A 26,327-nucleotide genomic window follows, 5' to 3' on the forward strand; every position below is an offset into this window, starting at 1 on the left:
CATGTCTCCCCTTCCTCCCGAAGTTCCCCCCGCAATTCCTCCCGCAATTCCCCCCGCGGTCCCCTCCCGTGATGCCGTCGTGGCCGCGCTGCGCGCCGCCGGCTGCGTCTTCGCGGAGGACGAGGCGGAACTGCTCCGCGAAGCCGCGCGCACCCCGGAGGAACTCACCGCCCTGGTGGACCGGCGGGTCACCGGGCTGCCCCTCGAACTCGTCCTCGGCTGGGCCGGGTTCCGCGGCCTGCGCATCGCCGTGACGCCGGGCGTCTTCGTCCCCCGCCGCCGCACCGAGTTCCTCGTCGAGCAGGCCCTGGCCCACGCGCCCGGTGCCCGGCTCGTCGTGGACCTGTGCTGCGGCTCGGGCGCGGTCGGCGCCGCCCTGGCCGACGCGCTCGACCAGCCCGAGGTGCACGCCGCCGACGTCGACCCGGCCGCCGTGGCCTGCGCCCGCGGCAACCTCGCGCCCTACGGCGGCCGGGTGCACGCCGGGGACCTGTACGAGGCGCTGCCCGGCGCGTTGCGCGGCCGGATCGACGTCCTCGCCGCCAACGTGCCCTACGTCCCCAGCGGCGAGGTCGCCCTGCTGCCCGCCGAGGCCCGCGACCACGAACCGCTGACCGCCCTCGACGGCGGAGCCGACGGCCTCGACGTGCTGCGCAGGGTCGCCGCCGACGCGACCCGCTGGCTGGCCCCCGGCGGCTGCCTGCTGGTCGAGACGAGCGAACGCCAGGCCCCCAGGGCTCTGGCCGCCTTCTCCGGCGCCGGTCTGCGGGCGCGGCTGGCCGTGTCGGAGGAGATGCACGCCCATGTGGTGACCGGCGTCCACGACCCGGCCGGAACGCCGCCCCTCAGGCCGGGTGCGTCGCCCGGGCGATGAGCAGCGCCACGTCGTCGGAGTTCTCCGGCTCGTGCAGGGTGCGCAGGAGCAGGTCGCAGACCTCCTCCAGGGGCCGGTCCGGGCCGTCCAGCAGGGCCAGCAGGGCGTCCAGCCGCTCGTCGAGCGGATGCCGCCGCGTCTCGACCAGGCCGTCGGTGTAGAGCACCAGCCGGTCGCCGGGGGCCAGGTCGACGGTGGTGGTGGAGAACGGGACGCCGCCCACGCCCAGCGGCACCCCGGTGGGCAGGTCGAGCAGCTCCGGGGGCCGGCCGGCCCGGACCCGGATCGGCGGCAGGTGGCCGGCGTTGGCGATCCGGCACTCCTGCCGGTTGGGGTCGTGGACGGCGTAGACGCAGGTGGCGATGGACTGGTCGAGGCCGGCGGTGGTCCGCTCCAGGTGCTCCAGCAGCCGCGCCGGGTCCAGGCCGAGGGAGGCCAGGGTGTTGGTCGCGGTACGCAGCCGCCCCATGGACGCCGCCGCCGTGATGCCGCTGCCCATCACGTCGCCCACCACGAGCGCCGTCTTGGAATCCTCCAGCGGGATCACGTCGAACCAGTCCCCGCCGACCTCGCTGGTCGCCTCGGCGGGCTGGTAGCGGGAGGCCACCTCCAGCCCGCCCGTCACCCGGGGGTGGCTCGGCAGCATGCTGCGCTGCAGGGTGAGCGCGCTGTTCCGGGCGTTCTGGTACCAGCGGGCGTTGTCGATCTGCACCGCCGCGCGGCCGGCCAGTTCCCGGGCCAGCAGCAGGTCGTCCTCGCCGAACGGCATCGGATTGCGGGTCCGCTTCAGGTCCAGGGAGCCCAGCACCTCCCCGCGGGCGATCAGCGGCACCGCCAGGTACGAGTGCACGCCCGCCCGCCGCAGCAGCTCGGCGGCCTCGGGGGAGCGGGCGATGCGCGGCAGGTCCGCGTCCCGCACGTGCCGGACCAGCACCGGGTGCCCGGTGCGCACGCACTCGGTGACCAGCCGGTCGGGCCCGTACCGGGCGACCTGCCCGGGCGGGTCGGCCGCCCGGAGGGCCTCGGGCTCGTCGACGGCCTGCACGGCCAGGGCCCGGATCACCGCGGGCTCGGCCGGGCCCAGGGTGCTGCGCCGGCCCTTCACCACGGCTTCCAGCAGGTCCACGGCCGCGACGTCGGCGAGGGCCGGCACCGCCACGTCGGCCAGCTCGTGCGCGGTGCGCTCCAGCTCCAGCGTGGTGCCGATCCGGGCGGAGGCGTCGGCGATGACCGCCAGCCGCCGCCGCGCGCTCTCCGCCTCGACGCTCGCCCGGTACTGCTCGGTGACGTCCACCACCGACAGGGCCACGCCCAGTACCGTCCCGACGGCGTCCTCCAGCCGGTACACCGACACCGACCAGGCGTGGTCGTGGTCCGGATCGGCGGGGGTCCGGCCGACCGTGGGCTGGTCGACCAGCGGCCGGCCGGTCTGCAGGACGCGGCGCGCCGCGTTCTCCACCGCGCTCGGGTCCAGCCGCGGCAGCAGCTCACGGGTCGTCCGCCCGATGTGCTCCTCGGCGGGGACGCCGTTGATCTGCTCCAGCGCCGGGTTGACCGAGACGTACCGCAGCTCCGTGTCGAGGACGGCCAGACCGATCGGGGACTGCTCGATCACCCGGGTGGACAGCGCCACCTCCCGTTCCAGCCGGCGCACGGTGGTCTGGTCGGCGGCGAGCCCCAGCGCGTAGACGTCGCCCCGGTCGTCCAGCAGCCGCATGTTGCGGAACTCCACCAGCCGGGTGGTGCCGTCCTTGCGGCGGATCGGGAAGGCCCCGGCCCAGCCCCGGCCGGTGGCCATGACGTCGGCGAACAGCTTCACCACGAGGTCCAGGTGCCGTTCGTGCACCATGATCCGGGCGGCGTACTGGCCCAGCGCCTCCTGCGCGGGGTAGCCGAACAGCTCCTCGGCCTGCGGACTCCACAGCACGATCCGTCCCTCGGAGTCCAGCACCACCGAGGCCACGCCCAGGACGTCGAGCAGCCCGCTCGGCCGCACGGGCCCGCGCGGCGGCTCCTCGCCCTGGAACGCGGGCGATCCGGCTGCACTCATCCCAGGCCCCGCCTTCGCCGATCCAGACGGCACGCCTCTTCGGTGCCGACTCCCCTGTTCTACCGCGTTCTACCGCGTACAGCGCCGTTTCCCCGAGGCCATCGGGCCCGACGGGTGAGAGAGACGGCCGTCTTGGTCTGTACATGCCGAACATGGACACACCGGACTGAGCGCCGTGCGCGCGGGGCCGTGGTTCGGCGGTTCCGCGCGCCCCGACCGCCCGCGCGGGGCCGCGGTTCCGCGCGGACGGCCCTGCCCTCCCGCGCGACCGTTACCCCCCACCGAGGAGCCGCCCATGCACCCGCGCGCCCGGCAACGATGTCACGCCGCCCTGACCGCACTCGTCGCGCTCGCGACCGCGGCCGTCCTCGCCGCCGCCCCGTCCGCCCGGTCCGCGCCCGCGGCCGACGTCTGGACCGAGGTGGGCTCCGACCGGGCCCGCCCGCTCACCGAGAGCCAGGGCCTGGCCTCCGTCGAGGTGCCGGCTGGCAGCCCCAACCGCTACACGGGCATCGGCACCATCCCGCTCGACGTCTCGGGCCGGGGCTGGAACCACGTCGGCGACCCCGACGCCTCCTGCGACGGCCACTACGTCGAGCCCTATCAGCGCGACGACGGCGGCGCGAAGATGTTCCGGGTGCAGGCGCCGGACGGCCGCTGGTCGGAGTACCTGCACGCGCTCGGCCCGGCGGAGGCGCCCAACAACTCCTGGGTCGCGATCTCCCCGGACGGCCGGTGGATGCTCGCCGGCGAGTGGGGCACCATGAACCGGCTGCTGGTCTTCCCGACCCCCGGCGTCAACCCGGCCACCTCGCCCTCGGCCGACCTCCCGCAGGTGGCCACGGTGCACCTGGACCGCCCCGTGCGCGACGTGCAGGGCTGCGACTTCGTCACCGCGACCCGGCTGCTGTGCTCCTCCGACGACCCGGCCGGCACCCTCTTCGGCATCACCAAACCGCTGCTCCGGGTCGAGCTGTCCGCCGCCCCGGACGGTACGGCCGACGTCACCGGCCGGGTCACGGCCCTGCGGCAGCTGCCCCTGCGCAGCGCCTGCTCGGGTGAGTTCGAGACCGAGGGCGGCGACTGCGACCGCCGCACCGGCACCCTGCGGGTGATCGTGCTGTCGCCGGGCTTCTGCCTGCTGACGGACAGCAGGACCTACCGCTTCACCCGCGGCTGAGTGGCGCACGGCCGCACCGCGCCGGTAGTGCTCCGCCCGGGGTGGTGCTTTTCTTGGTGAGGGGGTGCGGTTCCGCGGAGCGCCCGCGGTGCCGCGCCGCGGCCCGAGAGGAGCGATCACCATGGACGGCGAGCGACTGCACCCGGAATCCGTCTCGGTCGAGATCAGCGGATGCAGCAAGGAAGACGCCCGCATCGTGTTCGACGCCCTGTGCGCCTGCTTCTCGTCCGACCGGTGCGCGGAGGACGTGCCCCGGGAGTACCACCAGGTGCGCCCGACGGTGTGGCTCGGCACCTTCGACGTCGCCGACGCCCGCGGGGGCGAGCACCGTCCCGCGCCGCTGCGGGCGTCGGTGGAGGCCGACGCGCACGGCGGCTACTGGGCGATCGAGCGCTTCCGCACCACCCTGGACTCCCTGTTCACCGTGCAGGACCTGACCGGGGTCTCCGGGGATCAGGAGCGGGAGCTGCACGTACGGCTGGAGAACCGCTGACCGACGGGCCCACCGTGTGCGACGCCACCTTATGCAACTAGTTGCAAAAGGTGGCGGGTGTCCTCTACAACAGAGGCACCACACCGCGCACGGAGGGCCCCATGAGCCGTTACCCGCACCTGCTGAGCCCGCTCGACCTGGGCTTCACCACGCTGCCCAACCGGGTCCTCATGGGCTCCATGCACGTCGGCCTGGAAGAGGCCGAGCGCGGCTTCGAGCGCATGGCCGCCTTCTACGCCGCCCGCGCGCGCGGGGGAGTGGGCCTGATCGTCACCGGCGGCATCGCGCCCAACGACGAGGGCCGGCCGTACGAGGGCGGCGCCAAGCTCACCACCGAGGCGGAGGCCGAGCAGCACCGCGTCGTCACCGACGCCGTGCACGCCGAGGGCGGGCGCATCGCGCTGCAGATCCTGCACTTCGGCCGGTACGCCTACCACCGCGACCTGGTCGCGCCGAGCCCCCTCCAGGCACCCATCAGTCCCTTCCCGCCCCGGGAGCTGACCGACGCCGAGGTCGAGCGCACCATCGACGACTACGCCCGCACCGCCCGCCTGGCCCGCGAGGCCGGCTACGACGGCGTGGAGATCATGGGCTCCGAGGGCTACCTGATCAACGAGTTCATCGCCGCGCGGACCAACCACCGCACCGACCGCTGGGGCGGCTCGTACGGCAACCGCATGCGCTTCCCCGTCGAGATCGTGCGCCGGGTGCGCGAGGCGGTCGGCGAGGACTTCATCCTGATCTACCGGCTGTCCATGCTCGACCTGGTGCCCGACGGTTCCACGCTGGACGAGGTGACCACCCTGGCCAAGGCGGTCGAGGCGGCCGGGGCGACGATCATCAACACCGGCATCGGCTGGCACGAGGCCCGCATCCCCACCATCGCCACCTCCGTGCCGCGCGGCGCCTACACCTGGGTGACCAAGCGGCTGATGGGCGAGGTGTCCGTCCCGCTGGTCACCACCAACCGCATCAACACCCCCGAGCTGGCCGAGCAGCTGCTCGCCGAGGGCACGGCCGACATGGTGTCGATGGCCCGCCCGATGCTCGCCGACCCCGACTTCGTCGCCAAGGCCGCGGCCGGCCGCCCGGAGGCGATCAACACCTGCATCGGCTGCAACCAGGCCTGCCTCGACCACACCTTCAGTGGGCAGATCACCTCCTGCCTGGTCAACCCGCGCGCCTGCCACGAGACCGAGCTGGTCCTCTCACCGACCCGGCTGCGCAAGCGCATAGCGGTCGTCGGCGCCGGACCGGCCGGCCTCGCCTGCGCGGTGAGTGCCGCAGAACGCGGCCACGAGGTCACCCTCTTCGACGCGGCGAGCGAGATCGGCGGCCAGCTCAACGTGGCCCGCCAGGTCCCCGGCAAGCAGGAGTTCGACGAGACCCTGCGCTACTTCCGCACGCAGCTCGACGCCCACGGCGTCGCCGTACGCCTGGACACCTCCGTCACCAGCGCCGACCTCGACGGCTACGACGAGGTCGTCGTCGCCACCGGAGTCACCCCGCGCGTCCCCGACATCCCCGGCGTCGACCACCCGAGCGTCGTCGGTTACCTGGACGTGCTGCGCGACAAGGCCCCCGTCGGCGACCGGGTCGCGATCCTCGGCGCGGGCGGCATCGGCTTCGACGTCGCCGAGTACCTCACCGACGGCGGCGACAAGGCGCACGAGAACCCGGAGACGTACTTCCGCCTCTGGGGCGTCGACATGGAGTACGAAGCGCCCGGCGGCCTCGCCGCGCCCGAGCGGCCCGCGCCGCCGCGCACCGTCCACCTGCTCCAGCGCAAGACCTCCAAGGTCGGCGCCGGGCTCGGCAAGACCACCGGCTGGATCCACCGCACCGAGCTGAAGCACCGCGGCGTCACCATGGTGCCGGGCGTGGCCTACGACCGGATCGACGACGCCGGGCTGCACCTCACGATCGACGGCGAGAGCACGGTGCTGGAGGTCGACACCATCGTGCTGTGCACCGGCCAGGAGCCGCGCCGCGGCCTGTACGAGGACCTGGTCGCCACCGGCCGCAGCGTGCACCTGATCGGCGGCGCCGACGTGGCCGCCGAACTGGACGCCAAGCGCGCGATCAAGCAGGGCACGGAGCTGGCCGCGGCACTGTAGGGACCGGCGGGGCCCCTCCCTAGGATGAGCCCATGTCACTCCCGCACGCGATCCTCACCGCCCTGCTCGAAAAGCCGTCGTCGGGGCTGGAGCTGACCCGCCGGTTCGACAGGTCGATCGGCTACTTCTGGTCGGCGACGCACCAGCAGATCTATCGCGAGCTGGGAAAACTGGAGGCCGAGGGACTGATCCGGGCCCTGCCGGCCGAGCAGCCGGCCCGCGGGCAGAAGAAGGCCTACGAGGTTCTGCCCGCGGGCCGCGCCGAACTGACCCGGTGGACCGCCGCCGCCCAGGACCCCAAGCCGCTGCGGGACACGATGCTGCTGCGGCTGCGGGCCGCGGCCGTCGTCGGCACCGAGGGACTCGAAGCGGACCTGCGGCGCCATCTGGAGCTGCACGAGCGGCAGTTGGCCGAGTACGAGGAGATCGAGCGGCGCGACTTCCCGCCCGGCAGGGACAGTGCCGAGGACCGGCTGCGCCATCTGGTGCTGCGCGCCGGAATCGACCTGGAGACCTTCTGGACCCAGTGGCTGCGGCACGCCCTCGCGGAGTTCGCCGAACTGCCCGGCTCCGAGCCGGCCTGACGCCGCCCCGGAGCCGGCTGGCTCAGAACCGGTACGGCTTCGAGCGGCGGCGCAGGAACCAGGCCGCGGCGATCACGCCGGTGCCGACCAGCGCGCCACCGGCCGCGAGGGTGACCGTGCCGTAGTCCTGGACCGCACCGCCGAAGCCGCCCAGCACGCCGCGTGACGGCGAGGCGGAGGGGGAGGGCGTCCGGCTGGGCGACGGCGCGGGGGAGACGATGACCGTCTGGGTGCCCGCGGTGCTGTTGTTCGAGCACACGACGACCACCGTGTAGGTGCCGGGGCTGACGTCCGACCACGCGGCCGACTGGCCGGAGCTGGTCCCCGACAGCGCCACCTGGCGCCCCTGGGCGAAGCTGGACTGGCCGCTGCTGAGCAGCGAGGCGGTGCCCCAGCTGCCGTTGAGCTGGGCGCAGGCCGTGGTCGTGACCGACACCGTGGAGCCGGTGGTGCTCACCGAGATCCCCGGTCCCGCCGCGGCCGGCCCGGCGGTCAGGGCGAGGGGCAGCGCGGCCGCGGCTGCCACGGTCAGGCCGGAGCGGAGAAGTGGCTGAGAGATGCGCATGTGGACTGCCCTCCGGCGGCACGGTCGGCGGTACATCCCTGGCACCGTCGAAACGGGAACGCCGTGCTGCCTCCCACGCAGCCAACAGGCCGCCGGACCGGTCCGCATGCCGAGCGCAGCCGCCCAGGTGACGAGGGGCTGACCGGACCGGTCAGCGGTCGCCCGTCGTCACCGTCCGCTCCGCCGAGAACCCGCCCCAGGTCCCGTCGGGCAGCCTGGCCCGCAGCCGCACCCGGTGCGTGACGCCGGCCTTCTCGCCCGCGTAGAAGCTGTACTCCGCCCGGTCGCGCGGGGCGTCGGCGCCGAACACCAGCGAGGTGGCCGGGCGCCCGTCGAGCTGGATCTCGTACTCGGTGATCACGCCGTCGGCGCGCGGCGGGACCCAGGTGAGGTCGATGTGGTACGCCCCGTCGGCGAGGTGGCTGGCCGCGCGCAGCGCTGTGGGCGCACCGGCACGCCCGTCGTCGCGGCCCGGCGTGGTGAGCCGGACGGCGGCGCTGGGCGGGGAGACGTTGTCGGCCGCGTCCCTGGCCCGGACGGTGAAGCGGTAGCGGGTGCCCGGGCGCAGCCCGCCGACCACGGTCGCCGTCTGCCCCCCGCCCACGCTGTGGATCTTGGTGTCGCCCTGGTAGACCTCGTACGAGGCCACGCCGCGGTCGTCGGTCGCCGCCGACCACGACAGCTGGACGGCCCGGCCGTCGGCGGCCCGGCCCCGCGCCCCGCCCGGAGCCGTCGGGGGCGAGTCGTCGGCCGCGCCCGCCGCGGGGGTCGTCGCCCGGACCTCCCGGCTGCGCGGCCCCGGCCGGCCCTCGGCGTCCCGTGCCCGCACGGTGAAGACGTACGAGGTCGACGGCCTGAGCCGGGTGACGTCCACCATGCGCTCGTTCCCGGGCAGCGTCTTCACCTTCGTGGTGCCGCGGTACACCTCGTAGCCCTCGGCGCCGGGGACGGCGTTCCACATCACGTGCACGCTGGTCGCGCTCCCGGCCTCGGCGGTGACGCCGGTCGGCACCCCGGGCGGCCGGCCGCCGCCGTCCCGGCCGGCTCCGCCCCAGCCGCAGGACGCGACCAGCACGAGGGCACCGCAGAGCAGCGCACAGCGGCGCGCCGGAGCGGGGGCGGTGGGTGCTGCCGGAGGGGGAACGCCTCGCACGACTCTGCCTCCAGGGGACACGACACGACGGCAATGGTCCGGACCAATATGACGCGGCTGACGCGATCACATCAAGAGGCGGACGGTTGCCGAGCGCCCGGCGGCGTTACGTATGCTGAAGCCTCCCGCGGCCGAAGTCCCCCGCAGCGGCGGCGAGTTCGGCCGACGGCGCGGATCGCTGTCGTCGCTCGTCCCCGCGCCGGCGCGGACGGCCGGGTGGCCCGGAGCCGGTACGGGCTCGGGCCGCCCGGCCTTTGCCGGACCGACGCGCCCGTGCGCCGTCTGGCCCTCCAGTGCTGGACGCACGATCGATCGAGGACCAGATTGGGCTGAGTGTCCGTCATGTTCCCCAGGAGAGGCCTTCACGTGCGTGTCCAGTCCCTGACACTGGTCGCGGCTGGCGCCGCCCTGCTCGCCCCGACGACGCTCCCCGACACCCCGCCCCCTCCACGGCCCGGCCCGCAGGCGCGGCCCGACTCCCGTACGCCGTCGCACGACGACAAGGTCGGCGCCGCCGACCTGCTGGCCGAGGTGCGCGACTGCACCCCCGTCTCGAAGGGGCGTTACCGCAGCGACGCCGGGGCCCCGGCCGACATCCCGGTGTGCGGAACACGGGACGCCGTGTTCTGGAAGGCCGACCTGGACATCGACTGCGACGGGCGGGCCGGGGACCACTGCAACCCGCGTACCGACCCGTACTTCACCGCCGCCACCGCCTTCGCCCGGTCCGACGGCCGCCCGCTCGACGCCGAAGCCCTTCCGTACATCGTCGTGCCCGCTCCGAGCGGTCTGTGGGACTACCGCGAACACGGCGTGCGCGGCGGCTCCGTCGCCGCCGTGGTCCACAAGGGCCGCGTGCAGTACGCGGTCGTCGGGGACGTCGGCCCGCGCGGCATCATCGGCGAGGCCTCCTACGCCACCGCCGTGGCCCTCGGCATCCGGCCCGACCCGCGGGGCGGCGGCGTCCCGTCCGGCGTCACGTACATCGTCTTCAAGGACAGCCGGGTCGAGCCGATCGAGGACCGGGACGCGGCGGAGCGGGCGGGGGAGCGGCTGGCCCGCCGGTTGGTGAGCGGCGGCTGACACGCCGACGCGGCGTCGGCCTGCGCCGTCCCTTGCCGATCCCTCGCTCCCTGACCGGGAGTTCACGGACCGAGGGGGGCGAAGGCCGGTGCCGATGCGTAGGCCCGGCGCGGGAACGGCACGGCCCTGCACGGCCCCGGGCCGGACTGGAGCGGTGCCGGTCCGGCCCGGTCCGCGCCCCGGCCCCGGCACTCGCCGTCACGTCGGCGGGAGCCGCCCGGCGCGCGCCGTCGGCCGTCAGGTCTTTCGGTAGGAGTACGCCTCCGTCGCCGCCGCCTCCACCGCGGCCAGGTCGGCTCCGGTGGCCGCCGTGACCACCGCGGCCACCGCGCCCTCGACGAAAGGGGCGTCCACCAGGCGTGTGGGGTCGGGGAGTTCGTCGCCCTCGGCGAGGAGCGCCTTCACGGTGAGCACCGCACTGCCCAGGTCGGTGAGCACGGCCACCCCGGCGCCCCGGTCCACCGCCGCCGCGGCGGCCGTGACCAGCTCGGCGCTGGTGCCGAACCCGCCCCCCGCGGTGCCGCCCGCCGCCGCGACGGGCACCGCCGTGCCACCGCCCGACAGCGCCTTCGCCAGCTCGGCCACGGACGCGGCCACCTCCGCGCTGTGCGACACCAGCACGATCCCGACCAGCTTCTCGTCACTCACCGCCGACCTCCGCCGCGTGGACGAGCGCGGCGACGAGCAGCGCGGCCGAGGTGGCGCCCGGGTCCTGATGCCCGATGCTGCGCTCGCCCAGGTAGCTCGCCCTGCCCTTGCGGGCCTGCATCGGCGTGGTCGCCCGGGCCCCTTCCTCGGCGGCGTCGCGGGCCGCGGCGAACGAGTCGCGGAGGGCGTCGACGGCCGGCACCAGCGCGTCGATCATGGTCTTGTCGCCGGGGGCGGCCCCGCCGAGCGTCCTGACCGCCTCCACGCCCGTGCGCAACGCCTCGGCGAGCTGCTCCCCGCTCACCTCGGCGTCCTCGCCGAGCGCCTTGCCGGTGCGGCGCAGCAGGGTGCCGTACAGCGGCCCCGAGGCGCCGCCGACCGTCGAGACGAGCTGGCGTCCGGACAGCATCAGCACCGCGCCCGGCGTGGCGGGCGGCTCCTTCTCCAACGCGGCCACGACGGCCCGGAAGCCGCGCTGGAGGTTGCTGCCGTGGTCGGCGTCGCCGATGGGCGAGTCGAGGGCGGTGAGCCGTTCCGCCTCCCGGTCGACCGACGCGGCGGTCGCCGTCATCCAACGGCGGAAGAAATCGGCGTCGAGCACTGGATCTCCTTGCCTGGTAGGTACGGAGTGTTTCCTTCCCCGTCCGGCGTCACATGCCCCACCGCAGGCCGGGCGTCTTCACCGGAGCGTCCCACAGCCTGAGCAGCTCCTCGTCGACCTGGCACAGGCTCACCGAGGCGCCCGCCATGTCGAGCGAGGTGACGTAGTTGCCCACCAGGACGCGGGCGACGGGCACTCCCCGCTCGCCGAGCACCCGCTGCACCTCGGCGTGGAAGCCGTACAGCTCCAGCAGCGGCGTCGCGCCCATGCCGTTGACCAGCACCAGCACCGGGTTGCGCGGGGTGAAGTCCTGAAGGATCGCGTCGAGTGCGGCCTCGGCGATCTCCCCGGCGGTCATCATCGGCCGCCGCTGCCTGCCCGGCTCGCCGTGGATGCCGATGCCCAGCTCCAGCTCGCCGGGCGGCAGGTCGAAGGTGGGGCTGCCCTTGGCCGGGGTGGTGCAGGCGCCGAGCGCGACCCCGAAGCTCCGGGAGTTCTCGTTCACCTGCCGGGCGATCGCCTCCACCTGCTCCAGCGGCCGTCCCTCGTCCGCCGCCGCGCCCGCGATCTTCTCCACGAACAGCGTCCCGCCGGTGCCGCGCCGCCCGGCGGTGTACAGACTGTCCGTCACCGCCACGTCGTCGTCGACCAGCACCTTCGCGACCTGGATGCCCTCGTCCTCGGCCAGCTCGGCGGCCATGTCGAAGTTCAGCACGTCGCCGGTGTAGTTCTTGACGACGAACAGCACCCCGGCGCCGCTGTCCACGGCCGCCGCGGCCCGCACCATCTGGTCGGGCACCGGAGACGTGAACACCTCGCCCGGGCAGGCCGCGGACAGCATCCCCGGACCCACGAAGCCACCGTGCAACGGCTCGTGCCCCGAGCCGCCCCCGGACACCAGCGCCACCTTCCCGGCCACGGGCGCGTCCCGCCGTACGATCACCCGGTTCTCGACATCCACCGTCAACTCCGGATGGGCGGCCGCCATACCGCGCAGCGCGTCCGCGACGACGGTCTCCGGGACGTTGATGATCATCTTCACGGGGTACCTCCTGGTGGCACTGCCGGTCGGACGGCGCGCGGCCGGAAGGCCGCCGCCATCGGCAGTATCGGCCTTGCGGCAGCGAAGGTCACGCGCAGGAACCTCCGTGGGCGTGCCCGCGCGGCGCCCCCGGACTCACCGGCCCACGAGGTCGCGGTCGGGACCGTCCGGCTGGGGGAGCAGGACGGCGTGGCCCCCGTGCTGGAGGGCGGTGTCCAGTTTCAGCCGGTCGGCCTCGTGGCCGGTGCGGGCGTCGACGATGTGGACCTCGCCGTGGCCGCCGCGGGTGACGGCCACCCAGTCGGTGTCCGGGGAGGCGGCCACCGCCCGGCGCTGGACGCCCTCCCAGGGGGTGCTGCCGCGCCGGGGCGCCCCGTCCATGGCCGGCAGGGCGAGGCGGTGCGTCGCCCCGCCCTCGTCCAGCAGGACCAGTTCGTCACCGTCGGGGTGGATGCGGGTGAAGGCGGCGTGTGCCCGGGACAGGGCCAGCCGGAAGACGAGCCCGGGTCCGAGGTCGGCCCGGCTGGTGGTTTCGGTGCGCAGGTCGTGGCGCCAGGCCCAGTTGGGCCAGTCCGGCCAGCGCAGCGGGTCCGCGGGGCCGCCGCGCAGGGTCGACCACAGGGCGCGCCGTCGCGGGTCCAGCCGGAGGTACCAGCCGCGGCCGGGCGCGCCCCACGGAACGACGGGCTCCGCGACCAGGCCGTCGCCCTCCCGCCGCGCGCGGTGCACCCCTTCGCCGGTGGCGACGAACACCCGCGGCCCGTGCGGGTCCTGGGCGTCGCCGTGGCCGTCGTCGGGCAGGGGAAGGCAGGCGGCGGGCGTGACCGGCGGGCAACCGGGCGGTGCGGCGAGCAGGTCGGCGAGCCGGTGGACGGCCAGGGCGCCCGGCTCGCGGTGCCGGAGGACGACGAGGTGTTCGCCGGGTCCGAGCACCGTCACGCCGGGCTCGCCCGGGCGGGTGCGCACCCGCGAGGTGTCTTCCGTGGCCAGATCGACGACGGTGACCAGGTCCGACCACGGGGCGGAGTTCCGGCCCAGGCCCGTGGTGACGGCCACCCACCGGCCGGAGGGGTCGCCGGCGAGGTGCTCGGCCGGTACCGCCACCGGTATCGCGGCGGCCACCGGTTCCGGGCCGGAGGGATCGAGCACGAGCAACTCGCCCCGACGGTCGTCGACGCAGGCCACCCGGCCGCCCGGCAGGGCCAGGAACCCGGCGTGCTCGGAGAGGTGACGGCCGGGCAGCCGCCACGCGGGCACACCGTCCGGCACGGTCAGAGCGTGGACACAGCCCTCCACGTGGTCGGAGACGAGGAGCAGTGGCTCGGTGGTCATGTGCGGTCCTCCGTCGGCACATCGGCGTACATCTGAAAATGATTATCATGTATGGTCGGTGCGTTTCCGGACCACGAGCACACGAGAAGAAGCGAGGGCACCGATGCTGCGCTCACCCTTGAGAGTCATACGGCGCGGACTGGCCGCCGTGATCCTGGGATCCGTCCTGACGGGGTGCGGCGGCGCTGCCGACACCTCGGCCGAGAGCGCGGCGGCCAACGGTGACGCGAAGGCCGGCGTCACCGACGTCACGGTGGAACCCATCGAGGAGACGCGGAGGTTGACGGACGCGCGCGGCGTCACCGTCTCCCTCGAGAAGAAGCCCGAGCGCATCGTCTGTCTGGTGGCGCTCTGCGACGACATCCTGACCGAGCTGGGCATCGTGCCCGTGGCCACCAACAGCCGGCTCCTCGCCCACCCGAAGTTCCTGGGCAAGGAGAAGGCCGAGCGGGTGGCTGTCGTCCCCGGTGGCTTCATCGCCCCGGAGGTGGAGGCGATCCTCTCCCACAAGCCCGACCTGGTGATCGGACTCGAGGACACGCACGGCAAGCTCGCCCCCGCGCTGAAGGGCGCCACCACGTTCTGGCCCGTGCAGCCCGCCAAGTGGCAGGACAGCGTCGGCTACCTGCGCGACGTCGCCGCGCTCACCGGCCGTACGGCACAGGGCGAGAAGGCCGAGAAGGCCTTCCGTACCAAGCTCGCCGAGGCCGAGCGGCACAAGAGCGACAAGACCGCGCTCATCATCTACGGCAGCGACGAGAACTTCGGCGTCGCCACCCCCGGCACCGACGTCGCCGCCGGACTGATGCCGAAGCTCGCCGAGTACCCCTGGAAGTCCCGCGGCGTGGAGGGCAGTTACAGCCTCGAGGAGATCCTCGCGCAGGGCGTGGACGTGCTGTTCGTCGAGACGATGAGCTTCGGCGAGCCGGACGGCAAGCTCTCCGAGAAGCTGGCGGAGAACCCGCTGTGGGGCAAGATCCCGGCCGTCGAGAACGGAGACGTCCACGAGGTCGACGCCGAGGTGTGGGCCAAGGGGCGCGGCACCCGCTCGCTGGGCCTCGTCCTGGACGAGGCCCGGGCCGCGCTGCGGTGAGTGCGCCCACCGGGACCGTCGAACCGGTGGCCGTGGACCACTTGGCCGGCGCGCCGGGACGGCGGCTGCCGAGGGCGCGGCGCGGGACGCAGCTCGGAGCCCTGGCGGCCCTGCTCCTCCTGGCGTCGTGGTGCGCCCTGTGCCTGGGCACGCCCTACGTCCCGCTCGACCGGCTGCTCGGCGGCGACGACATCACCCGGGTCGTCGTCACCGAACTCCGCATACCCCGGCTGGTCCTGGCGCTCGTCGCCGGGGCCTGCCTGGGGGCGGCCGGGCTGGTGCTCCAGGAGGCGCTGCGCAACCCGCTGGCCGTCCCCGAGATGCTGGGCGTCTCCTCCGGAGCGGCCCTCGGGGTCGCCGCGCCCCTGGTGCTCGCGGTGGCGGTGCCGGCCGCGGTCCAGCCCCTCCTGGCCATCGCCGGGGCCGCGCTCGGCGGCGGACTGACGCTCCTCGCGGCCGGACTCGGACGCAGTCCGTCCGCCGTCCTGCTCACCGGTGCCGCCGTCGCCGCCGCGTTGCAGGCCGCGCTGCTCGTGCTCATGGTCATGGCCGACCAGCTCGACCTCCAGCTGATCTACCGTTATCTGCTCGGCTCCCTCTCCGCGCGCACCTGGGACGACGTGACGGGGCTGTGGCCGTGGCTGCTGGTCGCGGTCCCCGCGCTCGTGCTGTGCGCGCCCGTGCTCGCGGTGCTGCGTCTCGGCGACGACGACGCCGAGGCGCTGGGCGTGCGGGTGCGGCGAGCGCGGTTCATGGCGCTGGCCGTCGCCGTCGTGCTGATCGCCCCGGTGACCGCGGTGTGCGGCCCCGTGGCCTGGGTCGGCTTCCTCGCCCCGCATCTGGCCCGGCGCCTCAACCCCCGCTCGGACGCGGTGCGCTGGCTGCCCTGGTCGGCGGCCTGGGGTGCCGTCACCGTGGCCGTCGCCGACGTACCGGCCCGGCTCGCCCTGGCGCCCGTGGAGACACCGGCCGGCGCCTGGACGGCACTGCTGGGCGTGCCGGCCGGGGTCGCGCTGCTGCGGAGGGCGCGATGAGCGCGACTTCCGGTACGGCGGCGACGCGACGGCTCGCCGGCACGGCGACGCGGCGGTACCTCGTGCTGGGAGTGCTGCTGGTGCTGGCCGCGGCTGCCTCGCTGCTCGCCGGGCGGGCCATGTCCCCGGCCGTGGTCCGGGACGTCCTGGCCGGCGGGGGAGGGGCACTGGAACGCCATGTCCTGTTCCAGCTGAGGCTGCCCCGGCTGCTGGTGGCCCTCGGCGCGGGTGCCTGTCTCGGGGCGGCCGGCCTGGTCCTGCAGTCGGCCCTGCGCAATCCGCTGGCCGGGCCCGAGGTCACGGGCGTGACGCCGGGTGCGGTGCTCGGCGCGGTCACCGCGACCGGGCTCGGACTCGCGGGCTGGCAGTCGCCGTTCGCCGTGGTCGTCGCCGCGTGCGCGGGCGGCTGCGCCGGGGCGGGACTGCTGTGGCTGCTGACCGGGCGCGGCCGGGGCGACCCCGCGCAGACCGCGGTGCACGGCGTGCTGGTCTCGGCGGTGCTCGGCGGGCTCACCGCGGTGGTCCTGCTGGTCGCGCCGGGACAGCTCGGCAGTGTGGTGCAGTGGCTCGTCGGCAGCACCGAGGGCCGGGTGTGGGAGCACTGGCATCTGCTGTGGCCCTGGGGGCTCCCCTGGCTCGTCGTGGCCTGGCTGCTGTCCGGGCCGCTGACCCTCCTGCGCTGCGGGGACGAACTGGCCGCCGCGGCCGGGCTGTCGGCCGCGCGTTCCCGCACGCTGGCCCTGCTGTGCGCGGTGGCGCTGACGGCGGGCGCGGTCGCGGCGGTGGGCGCACTGGGCTTCGTGGGGCTGCTCGTGCCGCACGTCGCCGTGGCGGTGTTCGGCGCCGATCTGCGGATCACGCTGCCCGGAGCCGCGCTGCTGGGGGCGGTCGTGGTGGGCGGGGCCGACGCGGCGGCGCAGGCGGCCTCCCGCCTGCTGGCGTCGGTGGGGGACGCCGGCCGACTGACGCTGCCCGTGGGCGCGCTGACCACGTGCGTCGGCGCGGCACTGCTGCTGATCGTCGTGCGCCGCACGCCGGACCAGGGCTTCTAGACGTGGCAGCCCCCTCCCGGCGGGCGCCGCACCACCGACGTGAAGGACTGAGCATGAGCGAACCCGTCGGCATCCGTGTCGAAGGGGTCCACTTCGGATACCCCGGCCGACCCGTGCTGCGCGGCGTCGACCTGGCCGTCGAACCGGGCGAACTGACCGCCCTGGTCGGGCTGAACGGCTGCGGCAAGTCGACCCTGCTGCGGCTCGCGGCCGGGCTGCTGCGCCCCGGCGAGGGGCGGGTGCTGCTCGGCGGGCAGGACCTGGCCCGGCTGACCAGGCGAGCCGCCGCCCGCCAGGCGGCACTGCTGCACCAGGCGGCCCCGGCCGTGCCCGGCATGACGGTGCGTCAGCTCGTCCGTCAGGGCCGGTACGCGGCCCGCGGCCCGCTCGGCATGCTGCGCGAGGGCGACGACGCGGTGGTGCACCGCGCGCTGGCGGACGTCGGCGTGGGCCACTGGGCCGACCGCCCCGTCGACGCGCTCTCCGGCGGTGAGCGGCAGCGGGTGCGCCTCGCCATGGCGCTCGCGCAGGACACCCGCGTGCTGCTGCTCGACGAGCCGACCACCTATCTGGACCTGCACCACCAGCTCGACGTGCTGCAAACCGTGGTGCGGCTGCGTGCGGAACGCGGACTGACCGTCGTCATGGTGCTGCACGACCTCGCGCACGCCGCCCGCTTCGCCGAGCGGATCGTGGCACTGCGGGACGGGCGCGTGGCGGCCGACGGGGCGCCCAAGGAGATCGTCACGCCCGGCTTCCTCGCGGACGTGCTGCGGGTTTCGGGACGGGTCGGCCAGGACCCCGAGGGCGGTTGGCCGGTGTGTTACCCAGATCACCCACTCGCCAACTAGAAAAACGATAATCATATTCAATAAGGTTCCGGTGTGGCGCTCAGCAGAACGCCACAACCCCCTTGTGAAGGAGGAACGTTCATGGAGACGGAGCACGAGAAGGTCTTCGCGCCGATCGCCGACCCGGGGCAGCTGGCCCACGACTCGGCGTCCCACTCCAACGCCCTCGTGGAGAACCCCTTCGAGGACACCGAGGAGTAGGCGAAGGCCGCTCCGCCCAGTCGCGGGCCCGTCCGTCCACGGGCGGGCCCGCCTCCTTCCCACCCCATGGCCTCCAGGAGAACCGACATGTCCCCCAGCCGGCTCGCCCCGGGCGTCGAGGTCGTCGCCGTCGACGGGCTGGGGCTCGCCGTCCGCACGGCCGACGGCGAGTTCCTCCGCGTCCGGACGGGAGACGCGGACGAGCACGCCCTTCGCTCCCGGCTGTCCGGAGCGGCACCGGCCGGCCCGGACCCCGAACTCGACCGGCTCCTCAGCGCGTTCGGCGAGGCCGGTTACCTGACCGAAGCCGGACACCCGGCCGAGCAGGCCGCGACCGCCGAGTGGCCTGCCGGGCGCCGGCCCGTCCTGCTCCTGGGCGACCGGGCGCTCACCGAGCCGCTCGCCGGGTTGCTGCGGGCCGCGGGCGCCGAGCCACGGACCGGAACCGCCGAGGAGCCGATCGCCGAGGACGTCGCGGCGGTGGTGTGGTGCCTCGACGGCCCCGTCCCGGAAGGCCTGTGGGACCGGGCCGACCGGCTGCCCGAGCGGGGCGTCGCCTGGCTGCGCTGCCATCGCGAGGGCCGGCAGGCCTACGTGGAGCCGCCGGCGACCACCGCCGGCGACGTCACCTCGGCCCACCTGCGCGCCCGCCGCCTCGCCGCCACCCCCGCCCACCGCGAACTGGCCGCCTACTGGCGCGGACCGCGCACCGCCGGGGCGCCCGTCCGGCTCACCGCCCCGGCGGCGGCGCTCCTGGCCGCGCTGCTCGCCGACGACCTCACCCGGTGGGCCACCGACGCCCCCGGTCCCGGCCCGCTGCCCGCCCGGCGCCGACTGCGCCGCGTCGACCTGCGCACCCTGACCGTCACCGAACACCCGGTCCTGCCCGTCCCCGACGTGGCGCCCCGCCCGGCGGCCGCCAGGTGACGACGTACAGCACGGCCGTGCGGGGCCTGGCCACCGACGTCCGGCTCCCGGACGGCCCCGGGCCCTTCCCCGCGGTCCTCGTCCGCACCCCCTACGACCGGCGGGCCCACCGGGCCGAGCTGAGCGGCTGGGCACGCCGCGGATTCGCCGCCGTGGCCCAGGACGTGCGCGGACGGCACGCGTCGCCGGGGCAGTGGCGGCCCTACGCGGTCGAGGCCGCGGACGGCGCGGCCACCGCCCGCTGGATCCGCCGCCGGCCCTGGAGCGACGGGCGCCTGGTGGCCGCCGGCGCCTCCTACGCCGCCCACTGCGCCCTCGCCCTGGCCCTGGAGGCACCCGAGGACGCGCGCCCCGACGCGGTCGTCGCCGCCGTGCCCGCCCTCGGCACCGCCGACACCGCCCGGGAACCCTCGGGAGCGGAGCGGCTGCTCGCCCGCGCCGGGTGGTGGGCGGCACACGGCGACCGGCCGGACTCGGACGCCGGCGCGCTGGAGAGAGCGCTCACCGCGGACCCCGGCCTGCTCGCCCACCTGCCGCTGCTGGACCTCCCGCGACGGCTCGGACGGGACCTGCCCTCCTGGCCGGGCGTGTGGCGCGAGCGCGAACGGGGACGGACGGCCGCCCGGGCCGCCGGGGCCGGGATGCCCCTGCTCGCCGTCGGCGGCCACCACGACCACTTCGCCGAGGACACCGTCGAGTTGTGGCGCCACTGGGGCGGCCCCTCGGCGCGCCTGCTGATGGGGCCGTGGGGACACGGACTCGTCACCGCACCCGGACCCGGCGCGACGGACGCCCATCACCTGTGCCTCGGCGACCTGTACGCACGCTGGGCGCGGGCCGCGCTCGCCGGGCTCCTGACGGGCGGACGGTCCGGGGCGGTGGCGCTCGGTGGCAGTCCGCTGTGGACGGCGGCGGGCACCGAGGGCGAGCCGTACGCGCCCCGCCTGCGCCTGCTGCGCGGCGCCGCCTTCACCGCCGACCCGGAACGCCCGGTGAACTCCGCGGAGCTGACCGTGCCGTCCGCCGGGGAGCCCGACCGCTGCCTGCTCGTCACCGCACCCCTGCCCCGCCCGCTGGACCTCCTCGGCCCCGCCGGCGTACGGCTGCGCGCCCGCGCCGCCACCCCGTGCGCCGACTGGTTCGCACGGCTCGCCGTCCTCACCCCCGACGGGCACGCCGAGCGGCTCGCCGTCGGCGTCGTCCGGCGCCGGGAACCCCCCGGACAGGCGGCCGAGTTCACCGTTCCGCTCGGCCGGCTCGCCCGGCGGCTGCCCGCCGGGGCCCGGCTGCGCCTGGAGATCGCCGGGCACCACTTCCCGGCCCACGCCCGCAACCCGCACACCGGCGAGGACCCGGTCACGGCCACCCGCCTCACCGCCTCCGCACGCGAGGTGGATCCGGCGCGCCTCCGGCTCCGGCTGGCCGTGCTCCGCAACCGCCCCACCCCGACCGACCCCACCGAGGAGATCCTGCGATGACGCTGCCGTTGGAAGCCCTGGTCGACCCGGTCTGCGGCATCGTCCGCAAGGTCAAGCCCGTCGAACACCCGGCCAGCGCCCCGCCCCGCTACACGGCGATGACCGCCGAGGTCTCCGACGCCCGCAGGCTCGGGCTGTGGCCCGCCGACCGGGTCTCGCTCGGCACCTCCTTCGGCGACCCCGCCACCGCGCGCACCGCCGCCATAGCCGAGGGCATAGAACGCTACTGCGGCAACCGCCTCCCGCCGCCCGGCCACCCCGAGGCCCCGCTGCACGCCACCGCCGCCGAACTGACCCGCAAGGGCCTGCGCCGCTACGCCCCGGACGAACTCCCGGCGTACGCCGACTGGCAGTACGCCCGCGAGGGCTTCCCCTACCGGCGCCTCACCGAGGACACGCCCGCCCTGTGGACCCGCGGCACCGAACGGCTGCCCGACGGACGGACCGCCGAGGTGTGGGCACCCGTCTCCCTCACCCACCTCAACTGGCGCCAGGGCGACCTGCGCTCCCTGCCGCGCACCCACCACCTCAACTACGCGGGCATCGCCACCGGCCAGGGATTCGACGACGCCGTGGAACGCGCCCTGCTGGAGATCGCCGAACGCGACGCGCTGGAACTGTGGTGGCACCTCGACGGGCCCGCCCGCGGCATCGACCCGGACACCGTGCCCGGCCTCGCCGACGACCTCGCCGGCTCCGGACTGCGGGTGTGGCTCGCCGAGATGCCCTCCGAGTTCGCCCCCTGCATGGCGGCCCTCGTCCACGACCCGGTACTCGACCTGTACGCCGCCGGGTTCGCCTGCAAGTACGACCCGGCCGAGGCCGCCCGCAAGGCCGTACTGGAGGCGGTGCACACCTGGGTCTTCACCCAGGGCCTGACCGGCCCCGACGGCTGGGTCTTCCAGGCCGTCGACGCCGGCCTGCTCGCCAAGGGCCTCTACCTCGACCACCGCGAGGACCGCCGCTACCTCGACGCGTGCGGCGAACACTTCCGGCACGTACGGGACCTGGGCGCGCACGTCCAGGTGTGGCTGGATGCGCGGATGCAGTCCGAGGCCCGGCGGTTCACCGAGCCCGCCCTCGGGGTGGTCCCCCTCGACGCCGTCGCACCCGGCAGCCGGGAGCAGCTGGAGCGGGCGCTGGAGCGGGGCGGCCACCGGGTCATGACCTTCGACCTGACGACGGAGGACGTCGCCGAGACGGCGCTGCGCGTCGCCCGCGTCCTGGTCTCCGGACTGCTCCCCAACGCCCCCGCCGCCTTCGGCTACTTCGGCTGCCCGCGCCTGGCCGACACCGCCGTGGCCCGCGGCTGGCGCACCACGGCACCCAGCGCGCCGGAGGACTTCACGCTCGCCCCTCCGCCGCACATGTGAGCCGCGCCATGGATCTCGTCACCGCCCTCGCCCGGGCCCGAACCGCCGAGGAACCCGGCCCGGACACCCCCGCGGGCCCCGCCGTCCGCGACTGGCCGGGCCCCGCACACGACCTGCCGCCGGCCGCTCCCGGCCGGCTCGACCTGGGCCGGCTGCTGCGCCTGTCGCTGGCCGCGGCCGACCCGACCGGACGGTTGCGGCCCACCCCGTCCGCGGGCGCGCTCCACCCGGTCGACGCCAGGCTCGTGGTAGGCGCCGACTGCTCGCTGCCGCCCGGGGCGTACGGCTACGACCCGCTGCGCCACCGGGTCCACCGCCTCGGCCCGGCACCGCACGACCACCCGCCCGGGGCCACCGTCGAGCTGTCCGTCACCCCGCGGCGCACGGAGAGCCACTACGGCCATCGCGCCCTGCCCCTGCTGCTGCTCGACACCGGGCACGCCGCGGCCGCACTGCGGCTCGCCGCCCGGGCCGCCGGGACCCCCCGGCCCGCCCTCCGCCTCGACGGCACCACCGACCGGCCGCTGGCCGCCGTCCACGTGGCACCGCCCGCTCCCGGACCCGCCGCGCGGAAGCCGCGGCCGCCCACCGCCGCCGACCTGCTGGCCCGCCGCAGCGCCCGGCCGCCGCTGAACGGCACCCCCGCGCGCGACGACCTGCACGCCGTGCTCGCCACCGCACAGACGGCCGGAGCCGGCCACCTGCGCTGGTGCGTGGCCGTCGGCGGACCCCGGCCGGAACTCGTCGAGACCGCGCCCGACGGCACCCTGCGGCGGCTCGCCGCCGGGGAGGCCCGGCCCGCACTCGCCGGCTGGGCGGCCGGCCAGGGCTGGATCGCCACGGCCGGCGCCGTCCTGATCGGCTACGGCTGCCCGTCCGCCGCCGACGCCCCGCGCATCCGCCGCGACCACCTGCACGCCGGGCACGCCGTCGGCTGCGCCCAGCTCACCGCCCTGCGGCGCGGACTGCCCGCCCGCCCCGTCGGCTCCTGGCAGCGGGCCGACCTCGGCGCCGCGCTGGGCGGCGAGCCGGGACAGCACTGGATCGTCCACGGCCTGGCCCTGGGGGCCGGCCGACCACAGGAGGGGACCTCGTGATCGTCCACCCGGAGCTGCGCCGCGCCGCACGGCACGCGCGGCACACGCTGCTCGCGGCCACGCTCCTCCAGGGAGCCGTCACCCTCAGCTGGCTCCTCCAGGCCGTGCTGCTCGCCCAGGCGCTCGCCGCCATCGCACGCGGCGAGAACGGCTCACTGCCCGGGCTGCTCGCGGCGGCCGTCGCCGTCGTCGCCGTCCGCTCGGCGCTCGGCCGGACGCAGCGGCGCACCGCCACCCGGGCCGGCGCACACGTCAGGATCCGGCTGCGCGACGAACTCCTCGCCCACCTCGGCCGACTCGGCCCCGCCCACCTCACCACCGCCCGCACCGGAGCCGTGCGCACCACCCTCGTCGACGGAGTTGAGGGCGTCGACGCCTACGTCTCCCGCTACCTGCCCCAGCTGATCGTCACCCTCACCGCGCCGCCCCTGCTGCTGGCGGCCGTGGCGGTGATCGAACCGCGCGCCCTGCTCGGGCTCGTCCCGGCGCTGCTGCTCGCCCTCGCCGGGCCGCGGGCCTGGGACCGGCTCCTGGCCAAACGCGGGAAGGAGCACTGGGACACCTACGAAGGGCTGGGCGCCGACTACCTCGAAGCCCTCCAGGGCATGGCCGCGCTGCGTGCCGCGGGCGCCGTCGGCCGCACCCGGCGGCGGCTGGAGGAACGGTCGGCCCAGCTGCACCGGGCGACGGTCGCCAAACTCCGGGTCTCGCTCGTCGACACGGGCATCACGGACCTGGCCGTCCAGGGCGGCACCGCCGCCGCCGCGCTGCTGGCCTGCTGGTCCGCGGTGACCGGCGCCACCACCGCCACCGGCACCTACCTGGTCCTGCTGCTGGCCGGCGAGTGCTTCCGTCCCGTGCGCGACCTGGCCCGGGAATGGCACGCCGGATACCTGGGCGCGTCCGCCGCCGACGGGATCGCGGCCCTGCGCACCACCGAACCCGCCGTCACGGACGGGGGACGGGCACCGGCCGACTGGCGGACGCCGCCCCGAGTGCGCTTCACCGACGTCGAGTTCGCCTACCCGGGCGCCGACGGGCCGACGCTGCGCGGGGTCACCTTCACCGCCGAGGGCGGCCGCACCACCGCCGTCGTCGGCCCCTCCGGCGCGGGCAAGTCGACCCTGCTCGCCCTGCTGCTGCGCCACCACGACCCCCGGCGGGGCAGGATCACCGTCGACGGCCGGGACACGGCCGCCTACGCCCTCGACTCACTGCGGCGCGGAATAGCCGTGGTCTCCCAGGAGACGTACCTCTTCCACGCCACCATCGCCGACAACCTGCGCCTGGCCCGGGCCGACGCCACCGACGAGGACCTGGAGCGCGCCGCCCGGGCCGCCGGGATCCACGACGAGATCACCGCCCTCCCCGACGGCTACGCCACCGTCCTCGGCGAACGGGGCGCCACCCTCTCCGGGGGCCAGCGGCAGCGCCTGGCCCTCGCCCGCGCTCTGCTGGCCGACGCCCGCGTCCTCGTCCTCGACGAGGCCACCAGCGCCGTCGACGAACGCCGCGAGGCGGACATCGTCCGCGACCTGACGGCCGCGACGCGCGGACGGACCGTCCTGGTCGTCGCCCACCGGCTGGCCGCTGTCCGGCACGCCGACCGCATCGTGGTCCTGGACGGCGGACGCGTGGACGCCGTCGGCGACCACGACGCCCTCGTCGCCGCGGGGGGACTGTACGCCCAGCTCGCCGCGGCGGGCCGCACGCACGAGGAAGGGCTGGCCGCATGAGCAGCACCGGCACCACGCTCCCCGAACGTGGCGCGCTGCGCGCGCTGCTGCCCGCACTCGCCGGGCACCGCACCATGGTCGTCCGCACCTGCGCCGCCGCACTCGTCGAGCAGGGTTCGCTGGTCACGCTGGTCACGCTGGCGGCACACACGGTGGGCGACGCGGTCAGCACCGGCCGCGCCCCCTCGGCCGGCACGGTCGCCGCCCTCACCGCCCTCGTCGTCCTGCGGGCCGTGATGACCTGGCGGGAGATGGACCTCTCGCACGACCTGGCCTACCGGGTCCTCGCCGAGTTGCGGGTACGGGTCTTCGACGGGCTGGCCCGCAGCGCTCCCGCCCGGGTGGCGGGCAGGCGCAGCGGCGACCTGGCCGCCACCGCCATGGCCGACGTGGAGGCACTGGAGTTCTTCTACGCCCACACCACCGCCCAGCTGCTGGCCTCCGGCGCGGTCTTCGCCGGCGGGGCGTCGGTCCTGGCCGCGGTGGAACCCTGGCTTCTGATCGCCGTGCTCCCGGTGGCCGTCCTGCTGGCCGTGGCGCCCTTCGCCGACGCGCGGGGGCGCACGGCCCGGGGCGCCCGCACCCGGCAGGCCGCCGCCGAACTGTCGGCCGACACCGTGGAGACCGTCGACGGCCTGCGCGAGCTGCTGGCCTTCGGCGGGCTGGCCGAGCGCCGGACCCGGCTCAAGAAGAAGGGCCGGAGACTGGGGGAGGCCCAGCGGGCCGAGGCCACCTGGGAGGCCATGGCCGCCGCCGTGCGCGATCTGCTGATCGTCCTCGCCGTCCTCGGCGTGGTGGCCGCCGCCGCCCAGGCCGTGTCGGCCGGACGTCTGCACGGCGCCTGGGCGCCGGCCGCCATGGCGCTGGCCCTGTCCGTGCTGGGCCCGGTGGCCGAGTCGGCCAGGTCGCTGAGCCAGGCCATGGGACTGCGGGCCGCCGCGGCCCGGGTCGACGCGGGGCTGCGGGCCCCCGCCCTCGCCCCGCAGCCCACCACGGCCCGGCCGCTGCCCCCCGGCCCGCTCGGGGTCCGCCTGCACGACCTGAGCTTCGCCTACGGCGACCGCCCGGTGCTCCAGGACGTCCGGCTCACCGTCCCGGCCGGGCAGACCCTCGCCCTCGTGGGCGCCTCGGGGGCGGGCAAATCCACCTGCGCCCACCTGCTGGCCCGCTTCTGGGATCCCACGGCGGGCGCCATCGAGCTGGTGCCGGCCGCCGGCGCCCCCGTCGACCTGCGTGACCTCACCGACGCCGACCTGCGCCGCGCCATCGCCGTCGTCGGCCAGGACACCCCCCTCTTCCACGGCACCCTCGCCGAAAACCTCCGCCTGGCCGCGCCGTCCGCCGACGACCACCGCCTCGCCGAGGCGGCGCGGCTGTGCGGGGTCGACCGCATAGCCTCCCTGGACACCCTGGTCGGCGAACGCGGCGCCACCCTCTCCGGCGGCCAGCGCGCACGCATCGCCCTCGCCCGCGCGCTGCTCGCCGACCCCCGGGTCCTGGTCCTGGACGAGACCACCGCCCACCTCGACAACACCGGCGACGCCGAAATCGCCGCGGTCCTGTCCCGTACCGGCGAGGAGCGCACCACGATCGTCATCGCCCACCGCCCCGCCACCATCCGCCGGGCCGACCGGATCGCCGTACTGGAGGAAGGCCGCGTCGCGGAACAAGGCACCTGGCAGGAGCTGACCGCCCGGCCCGGCGGAGCACTGAACCGGGTCCTGGCCGTCGCGCCGCGCTGAATCCTCACACCTGGGCAGGCC

General features: G+C 75.7%; 24 protein-coding genes. 17 read left to right on the forward strand and 7 right to left on the reverse strand.

Annotation, left to right across the window (positions count from 1 at the left end; translation table 11 throughout):
* The first annotated feature begins 1 nt into the window (after position 1).
* Positions 2–874: a putative protein N(5)-glutamine methyltransferase gene (locus ACLGIH_RS31145; protein ID WP_416528616.1), complete on the forward strand. Its 873-nt coding sequence runs from the start codon at positions 2–4 to the stop codon at positions 872–874.
* Here ACLGIH_RS31145 and ACLGIH_RS31150 read toward each other — a convergent pair.
* Positions 846–2,924, reverse strand: coding sequence for a SpoIIE family protein phosphatase (locus tag ACLGIH_RS31150; RefSeq protein ID WP_416528617.1), 2,079 nt, complete (start codon positions 2,922–2,924; stop codon positions 846–848). The genes ACLGIH_RS31145 and ACLGIH_RS31150 overlap by 29 nt on opposite strands.
* Before the next feature lie 295 nt (positions 2,925–3,219).
* Between ACLGIH_RS31150 and ACLGIH_RS31155 the strand changes: the two genes are divergently transcribed.
* From ACLGIH_RS31155 to ACLGIH_RS31170, 4 genes are all read left to right on the forward strand, one after another.
* Positions 3,220–4,104: a hypothetical protein gene (locus ACLGIH_RS31155; RefSeq protein ID WP_416528618.1), complete on the forward strand. Its 885-nt coding sequence runs from the start codon at positions 3,220–3,222 to the stop codon at positions 4,102–4,104.
* 121 nt (positions 4,105–4,225) lie between these two features.
* Positions 4,226–4,597, forward strand: coding sequence for a hypothetical protein (locus ACLGIH_RS31160; protein ID WP_416528619.1), 372 nt, complete (start codon positions 4,226–4,228; stop codon positions 4,595–4,597).
* Positions 4,598–4,698: 101 nt separating this feature from the next.
* Positions 4,699–6,714, forward strand: a complete 2,016-nt coding sequence (locus ACLGIH_RS31165) for an FAD-dependent oxidoreductase (RefSeq protein WP_416528620.1) — start codon at positions 4,699–4,701, stop codon at positions 6,712–6,714.
* A gap of 32 nt (positions 6,715–6,746) precedes the next feature.
* Complete coding sequence (locus tag ACLGIH_RS31170; protein WP_416528621.1) at positions 6,747–7,298, forward strand: PadR family transcriptional regulator; 552 nt, start codon at positions 6,747–6,749, stop codon at positions 7,296–7,298.
* Positions 7,299–7,320: 22 nt separating this feature from the next.
* Here ACLGIH_RS31170 and ACLGIH_RS31175 read toward each other — a convergent pair whose 3' ends face one another.
* Positions 7,321–7,863 carry a hypothetical protein gene (locus ACLGIH_RS31175; RefSeq protein WP_416528622.1) on the reverse strand — a complete coding sequence of 181 codons (543 nt, stop codon included), beginning with the start codon at positions 7,861–7,863 and terminating at the stop codon, positions 7,321–7,323.
* Between the two features lie 151 nt (positions 7,864–8,014).
* On the reverse strand, positions 8,015–9,016 hold the full coding sequence (locus tag ACLGIH_RS31180) for a fibronectin type III domain-containing protein (RefSeq protein WP_416528623.1): 1,002 nt from the start codon (positions 9,014–9,016) through the stop codon (positions 8,015–8,017).
* 366 nt (positions 9,017–9,382) lie between these two features.
* Between ACLGIH_RS31180 and ACLGIH_RS31185 the strand changes: the two genes are divergently transcribed.
* Positions 9,383–10,099, forward strand: a complete 717-nt coding sequence (locus ACLGIH_RS31185; RefSeq protein ID WP_416528624.1) for a glycoside hydrolase family 75 protein — start codon at positions 9,383–9,385, stop codon at positions 10,097–10,099.
* A gap of 237 nt (positions 10,100–10,336) precedes the next feature.
* On the opposite strand, the gene ACLGIH_RS31190 is transcribed toward ACLGIH_RS31185, so the two are convergent.
* From ACLGIH_RS31190 to ACLGIH_RS31205, 4 genes are all read right to left on the reverse strand, one after another.
* Complete coding sequence (locus tag ACLGIH_RS31190; RefSeq protein WP_416528625.1) at positions 10,337–10,747, reverse strand: PTS-dependent dihydroxyacetone kinase phosphotransferase subunit DhaM; 411 nt, start codon at positions 10,745–10,747, stop codon at positions 10,337–10,339.
* Positions 10,740–11,348, reverse strand: a complete 609-nt coding sequence (gene dhaL, locus ACLGIH_RS31195) for a dihydroxyacetone kinase subunit DhaL (RefSeq protein ID WP_416528626.1) — start codon at positions 11,346–11,348, stop codon at positions 10,740–10,742. The genes ACLGIH_RS31190 and dhaL overlap by 8 nt, the downstream gene beginning before the upstream one ends.
* 49 nt (positions 11,349–11,397) lie before the next feature.
* Positions 11,398–12,390 (reverse strand): dihydroxyacetone kinase subunit DhaK, encoded by a 993-nt coding sequence (gene dhaK / locus ACLGIH_RS31200; protein ID WP_416528627.1) that lies wholly within the window; start codon positions 12,388–12,390, stop codon positions 11,398–11,400.
* Between the two features lie 135 nt (positions 12,391–12,525).
* The gene (locus ACLGIH_RS31205) at positions 12,526–13,722 is read right to left on the reverse strand and encodes a hypothetical protein (RefSeq protein WP_416528628.1); all 1,197 of its coding nucleotides are present in this window, start codon (positions 13,720–13,722) and stop codon (positions 12,526–12,528) included.
* Positions 13,723–13,825: 103 nt separating this feature from the next.
* Here ACLGIH_RS31205 and ACLGIH_RS31210 point away from each other — a divergent pair, with 103 nt between their 5' ends.
* The 11 genes from ACLGIH_RS31210 to ACLGIH_RS31260 all read left to right on the forward strand — a co-directional run bounded on the left by ACLGIH_RS31210 (position 13,826) and on the right by ACLGIH_RS31260 (position 26,306).
* On the forward strand, positions 13,826–14,815 hold the full coding sequence (locus ACLGIH_RS31210; protein ID WP_416528629.1) for an ABC transporter substrate-binding protein: 990 nt from the start codon (positions 13,826–13,828) through the stop codon (positions 14,813–14,815).
* 101 nt (positions 14,816–14,916) lie between these two features.
* Entirely contained in the window at positions 14,917–15,849 is a 933-nt protein-coding gene (locus tag ACLGIH_RS31215) for a FecCD family ABC transporter permease (RefSeq protein ID WP_416529525.1), read from the forward strand.
* Between the two features lie 119 nt (positions 15,850–15,968).
* On the forward strand, positions 15,969–16,901 hold the full coding sequence (locus tag ACLGIH_RS31220; RefSeq protein ID WP_416529526.1) for a FecCD family ABC transporter permease: 933 nt from the start codon (positions 15,969–15,971) through the stop codon (positions 16,899–16,901).
* Positions 16,902–16,954: 53 nt separating this feature from the next.
* A complete protein-coding gene (locus ACLGIH_RS31225; RefSeq protein ID WP_416528630.1) occupies positions 16,955–17,752 on the forward strand; it encodes an ABC transporter ATP-binding protein in 798 nt (265 codons plus the stop codon).
* A gap of 81 nt (positions 17,753–17,833) precedes the next feature.
* Positions 17,834–17,953, forward strand: coding sequence for a streptamidine family RiPP (amiA, locus tag ACLGIH_RS31230; RefSeq protein WP_416528631.1), 120 nt, complete (start codon positions 17,834–17,836; stop codon positions 17,951–17,953).
* A gap of 87 nt (positions 17,954–18,040) precedes the next feature.
* The gene (locus ACLGIH_RS31235; protein WP_416528632.1) at positions 18,041–18,880 is read left to right on the forward strand and encodes a hypothetical protein; all 840 of its coding nucleotides are present in this window, start codon (positions 18,041–18,043) and stop codon (positions 18,878–18,880) included.
* Positions 18,877–20,358, forward strand: a complete 1,482-nt coding sequence (locus ACLGIH_RS31240) for a CocE/NonD family hydrolase (protein WP_416528633.1) — start codon at positions 18,877–18,879, stop codon at positions 20,356–20,358. Before ACLGIH_RS31235 ends, ACLGIH_RS31240 begins: the two co-directional genes overlap by 4 nt.
* Entirely contained in the window at positions 20,355–21,731 is a 1,377-nt protein-coding gene (locus ACLGIH_RS31245; protein ID WP_416528634.1) for a YcaO-like family protein, read from the forward strand. Before ACLGIH_RS31240 ends, ACLGIH_RS31245 begins: the two co-directional genes overlap by 4 nt.
* Before the next feature lie 8 nt (positions 21,732–21,739).
* The gene (locus ACLGIH_RS31250; RefSeq protein WP_416528635.1) at positions 21,740–22,828 is read left to right on the forward strand and encodes a SagB/ThcOx family dehydrogenase; all 1,089 of its coding nucleotides are present in this window, start codon (positions 21,740–21,742) and stop codon (positions 22,826–22,828) included.
* The gene (locus ACLGIH_RS31255; RefSeq protein ID WP_416528636.1) at positions 22,825–24,564 is read left to right on the forward strand and encodes an ABC transporter ATP-binding protein/permease; all 1,740 of its coding nucleotides are present in this window, start codon (positions 22,825–22,827) and stop codon (positions 24,562–24,564) included. The genes ACLGIH_RS31250 and ACLGIH_RS31255 overlap by 4 nt, the downstream gene beginning before the upstream one ends.
* Entirely contained in the window at positions 24,561–26,306 is a 1,746-nt protein-coding gene (locus ACLGIH_RS31260) for an ABC transporter ATP-binding protein (RefSeq protein ID WP_416528637.1), read from the forward strand. The genes ACLGIH_RS31255 and ACLGIH_RS31260 overlap by 4 nt, the downstream gene beginning before the upstream one ends.
* Positions 26,307–26,327 lie beyond the last annotated feature (21 nt).

This window comes from Streptomyces hamibioticus (assembly GCF_047946815.1).
Lineage (GTDB): Bacteria > Actinomycetota > Actinomycetes > Streptomycetales > Streptomycetaceae > Streptomyces.

What these genes read in the sequence shown, in the direction of transcription:
- ACLGIH_RS31150 (WP_416528617.1), bottom strand. Translation starts at nt 2,924, where the DNA reads ATGAGTGCAGCCGGATCGCCCGCGTTCCAGGGCGAGGAGCCGCCGCGC.
- ACLGIH_RS31260 (WP_416528637.1), top strand. Translation starts at nt 24,561, where the DNA reads ATGAGCAGCACCGGCACCACGCTCCCCGAACGTGGCGCGCTGCGCGCG.
- ACLGIH_RS31235 (WP_416528632.1), top strand. Translation starts at nt 18,041, where the DNA reads ATGTCCCCCAGCCGGCTCGCCCCGGGCGTCGAGGTCGTCGCCGTCGAC.
- ACLGIH_RS31210 (WP_416528629.1), top strand. Translation starts at nt 13,826, where the DNA reads ATGCTGCGCTCACCCTTGAGAGTCATACGGCGCGGACTGGCCGCCGTG.
- ACLGIH_RS31220 (WP_416529526.1), top strand. Translation starts at nt 15,969, where the DNA reads ATGTCCCCGGCCGTGGTCCGGGACGTCCTGGCCGGCGGGGGAGGGGCA.
- ACLGIH_RS31250 (WP_416528635.1), top strand. Translation starts at nt 21,740, where the DNA reads ATGGATCTCGTCACCGCCCTCGCCCGGGCCCGAACCGCCGAGGAACCC.
- ACLGIH_RS31145 (WP_416528616.1), top strand. Translation starts at nt 2, where the DNA reads ATGTCTCCCCTTCCTCCCGAAGTTCCCCCCGCAATTCCTCCCGCAATT.
- amiA (WP_416528631.1), top strand. Translation starts at nt 17,834, where the DNA reads ATGGAGACGGAGCACGAGAAGGTCTTCGCGCCGATCGCCGACCCGGGG.
- ACLGIH_RS31160 (WP_416528619.1), top strand. Translation starts at nt 4,226, where the DNA reads ATGGACGGCGAGCGACTGCACCCGGAATCCGTCTCGGTCGAGATCAGC.
- ACLGIH_RS31170 (WP_416528621.1), top strand. Translation starts at nt 6,747, where the DNA reads ATGTCACTCCCGCACGCGATCCTCACCGCCCTGCTCGAAAAGCCGTCG.
- ACLGIH_RS31175 (WP_416528622.1), bottom strand. Translation starts at nt 7,863, where the DNA reads ATGCGCATCTCTCAGCCACTTCTCCGCTCCGGCCTGACCGTGGCAGCC.
- ACLGIH_RS31205 (WP_416528628.1), bottom strand. Translation starts at nt 13,722, where the DNA reads ATGACCACCGAGCCACTGCTCCTCGTCTCCGACCACGTGGAGGGCTGT.
- ACLGIH_RS31225 (WP_416528630.1), top strand. Translation starts at nt 16,955, where the DNA reads ATGAGCGAACCCGTCGGCATCCGTGTCGAAGGGGTCCACTTCGGATAC.
- ACLGIH_RS31165 (WP_416528620.1), top strand. Translation starts at nt 4,699, where the DNA reads ATGAGCCGTTACCCGCACCTGCTGAGCCCGCTCGACCTGGGCTTCACC.
- ACLGIH_RS31245 (WP_416528634.1), top strand. Translation starts at nt 20,355, where the DNA reads ATGACGCTGCCGTTGGAAGCCCTGGTCGACCCGGTCTGCGGCATCGTC.
- ACLGIH_RS31155 (WP_416528618.1), top strand. Translation starts at nt 3,220, where the DNA reads ATGCACCCGCGCGCCCGGCAACGATGTCACGCCGCCCTGACCGCACTC.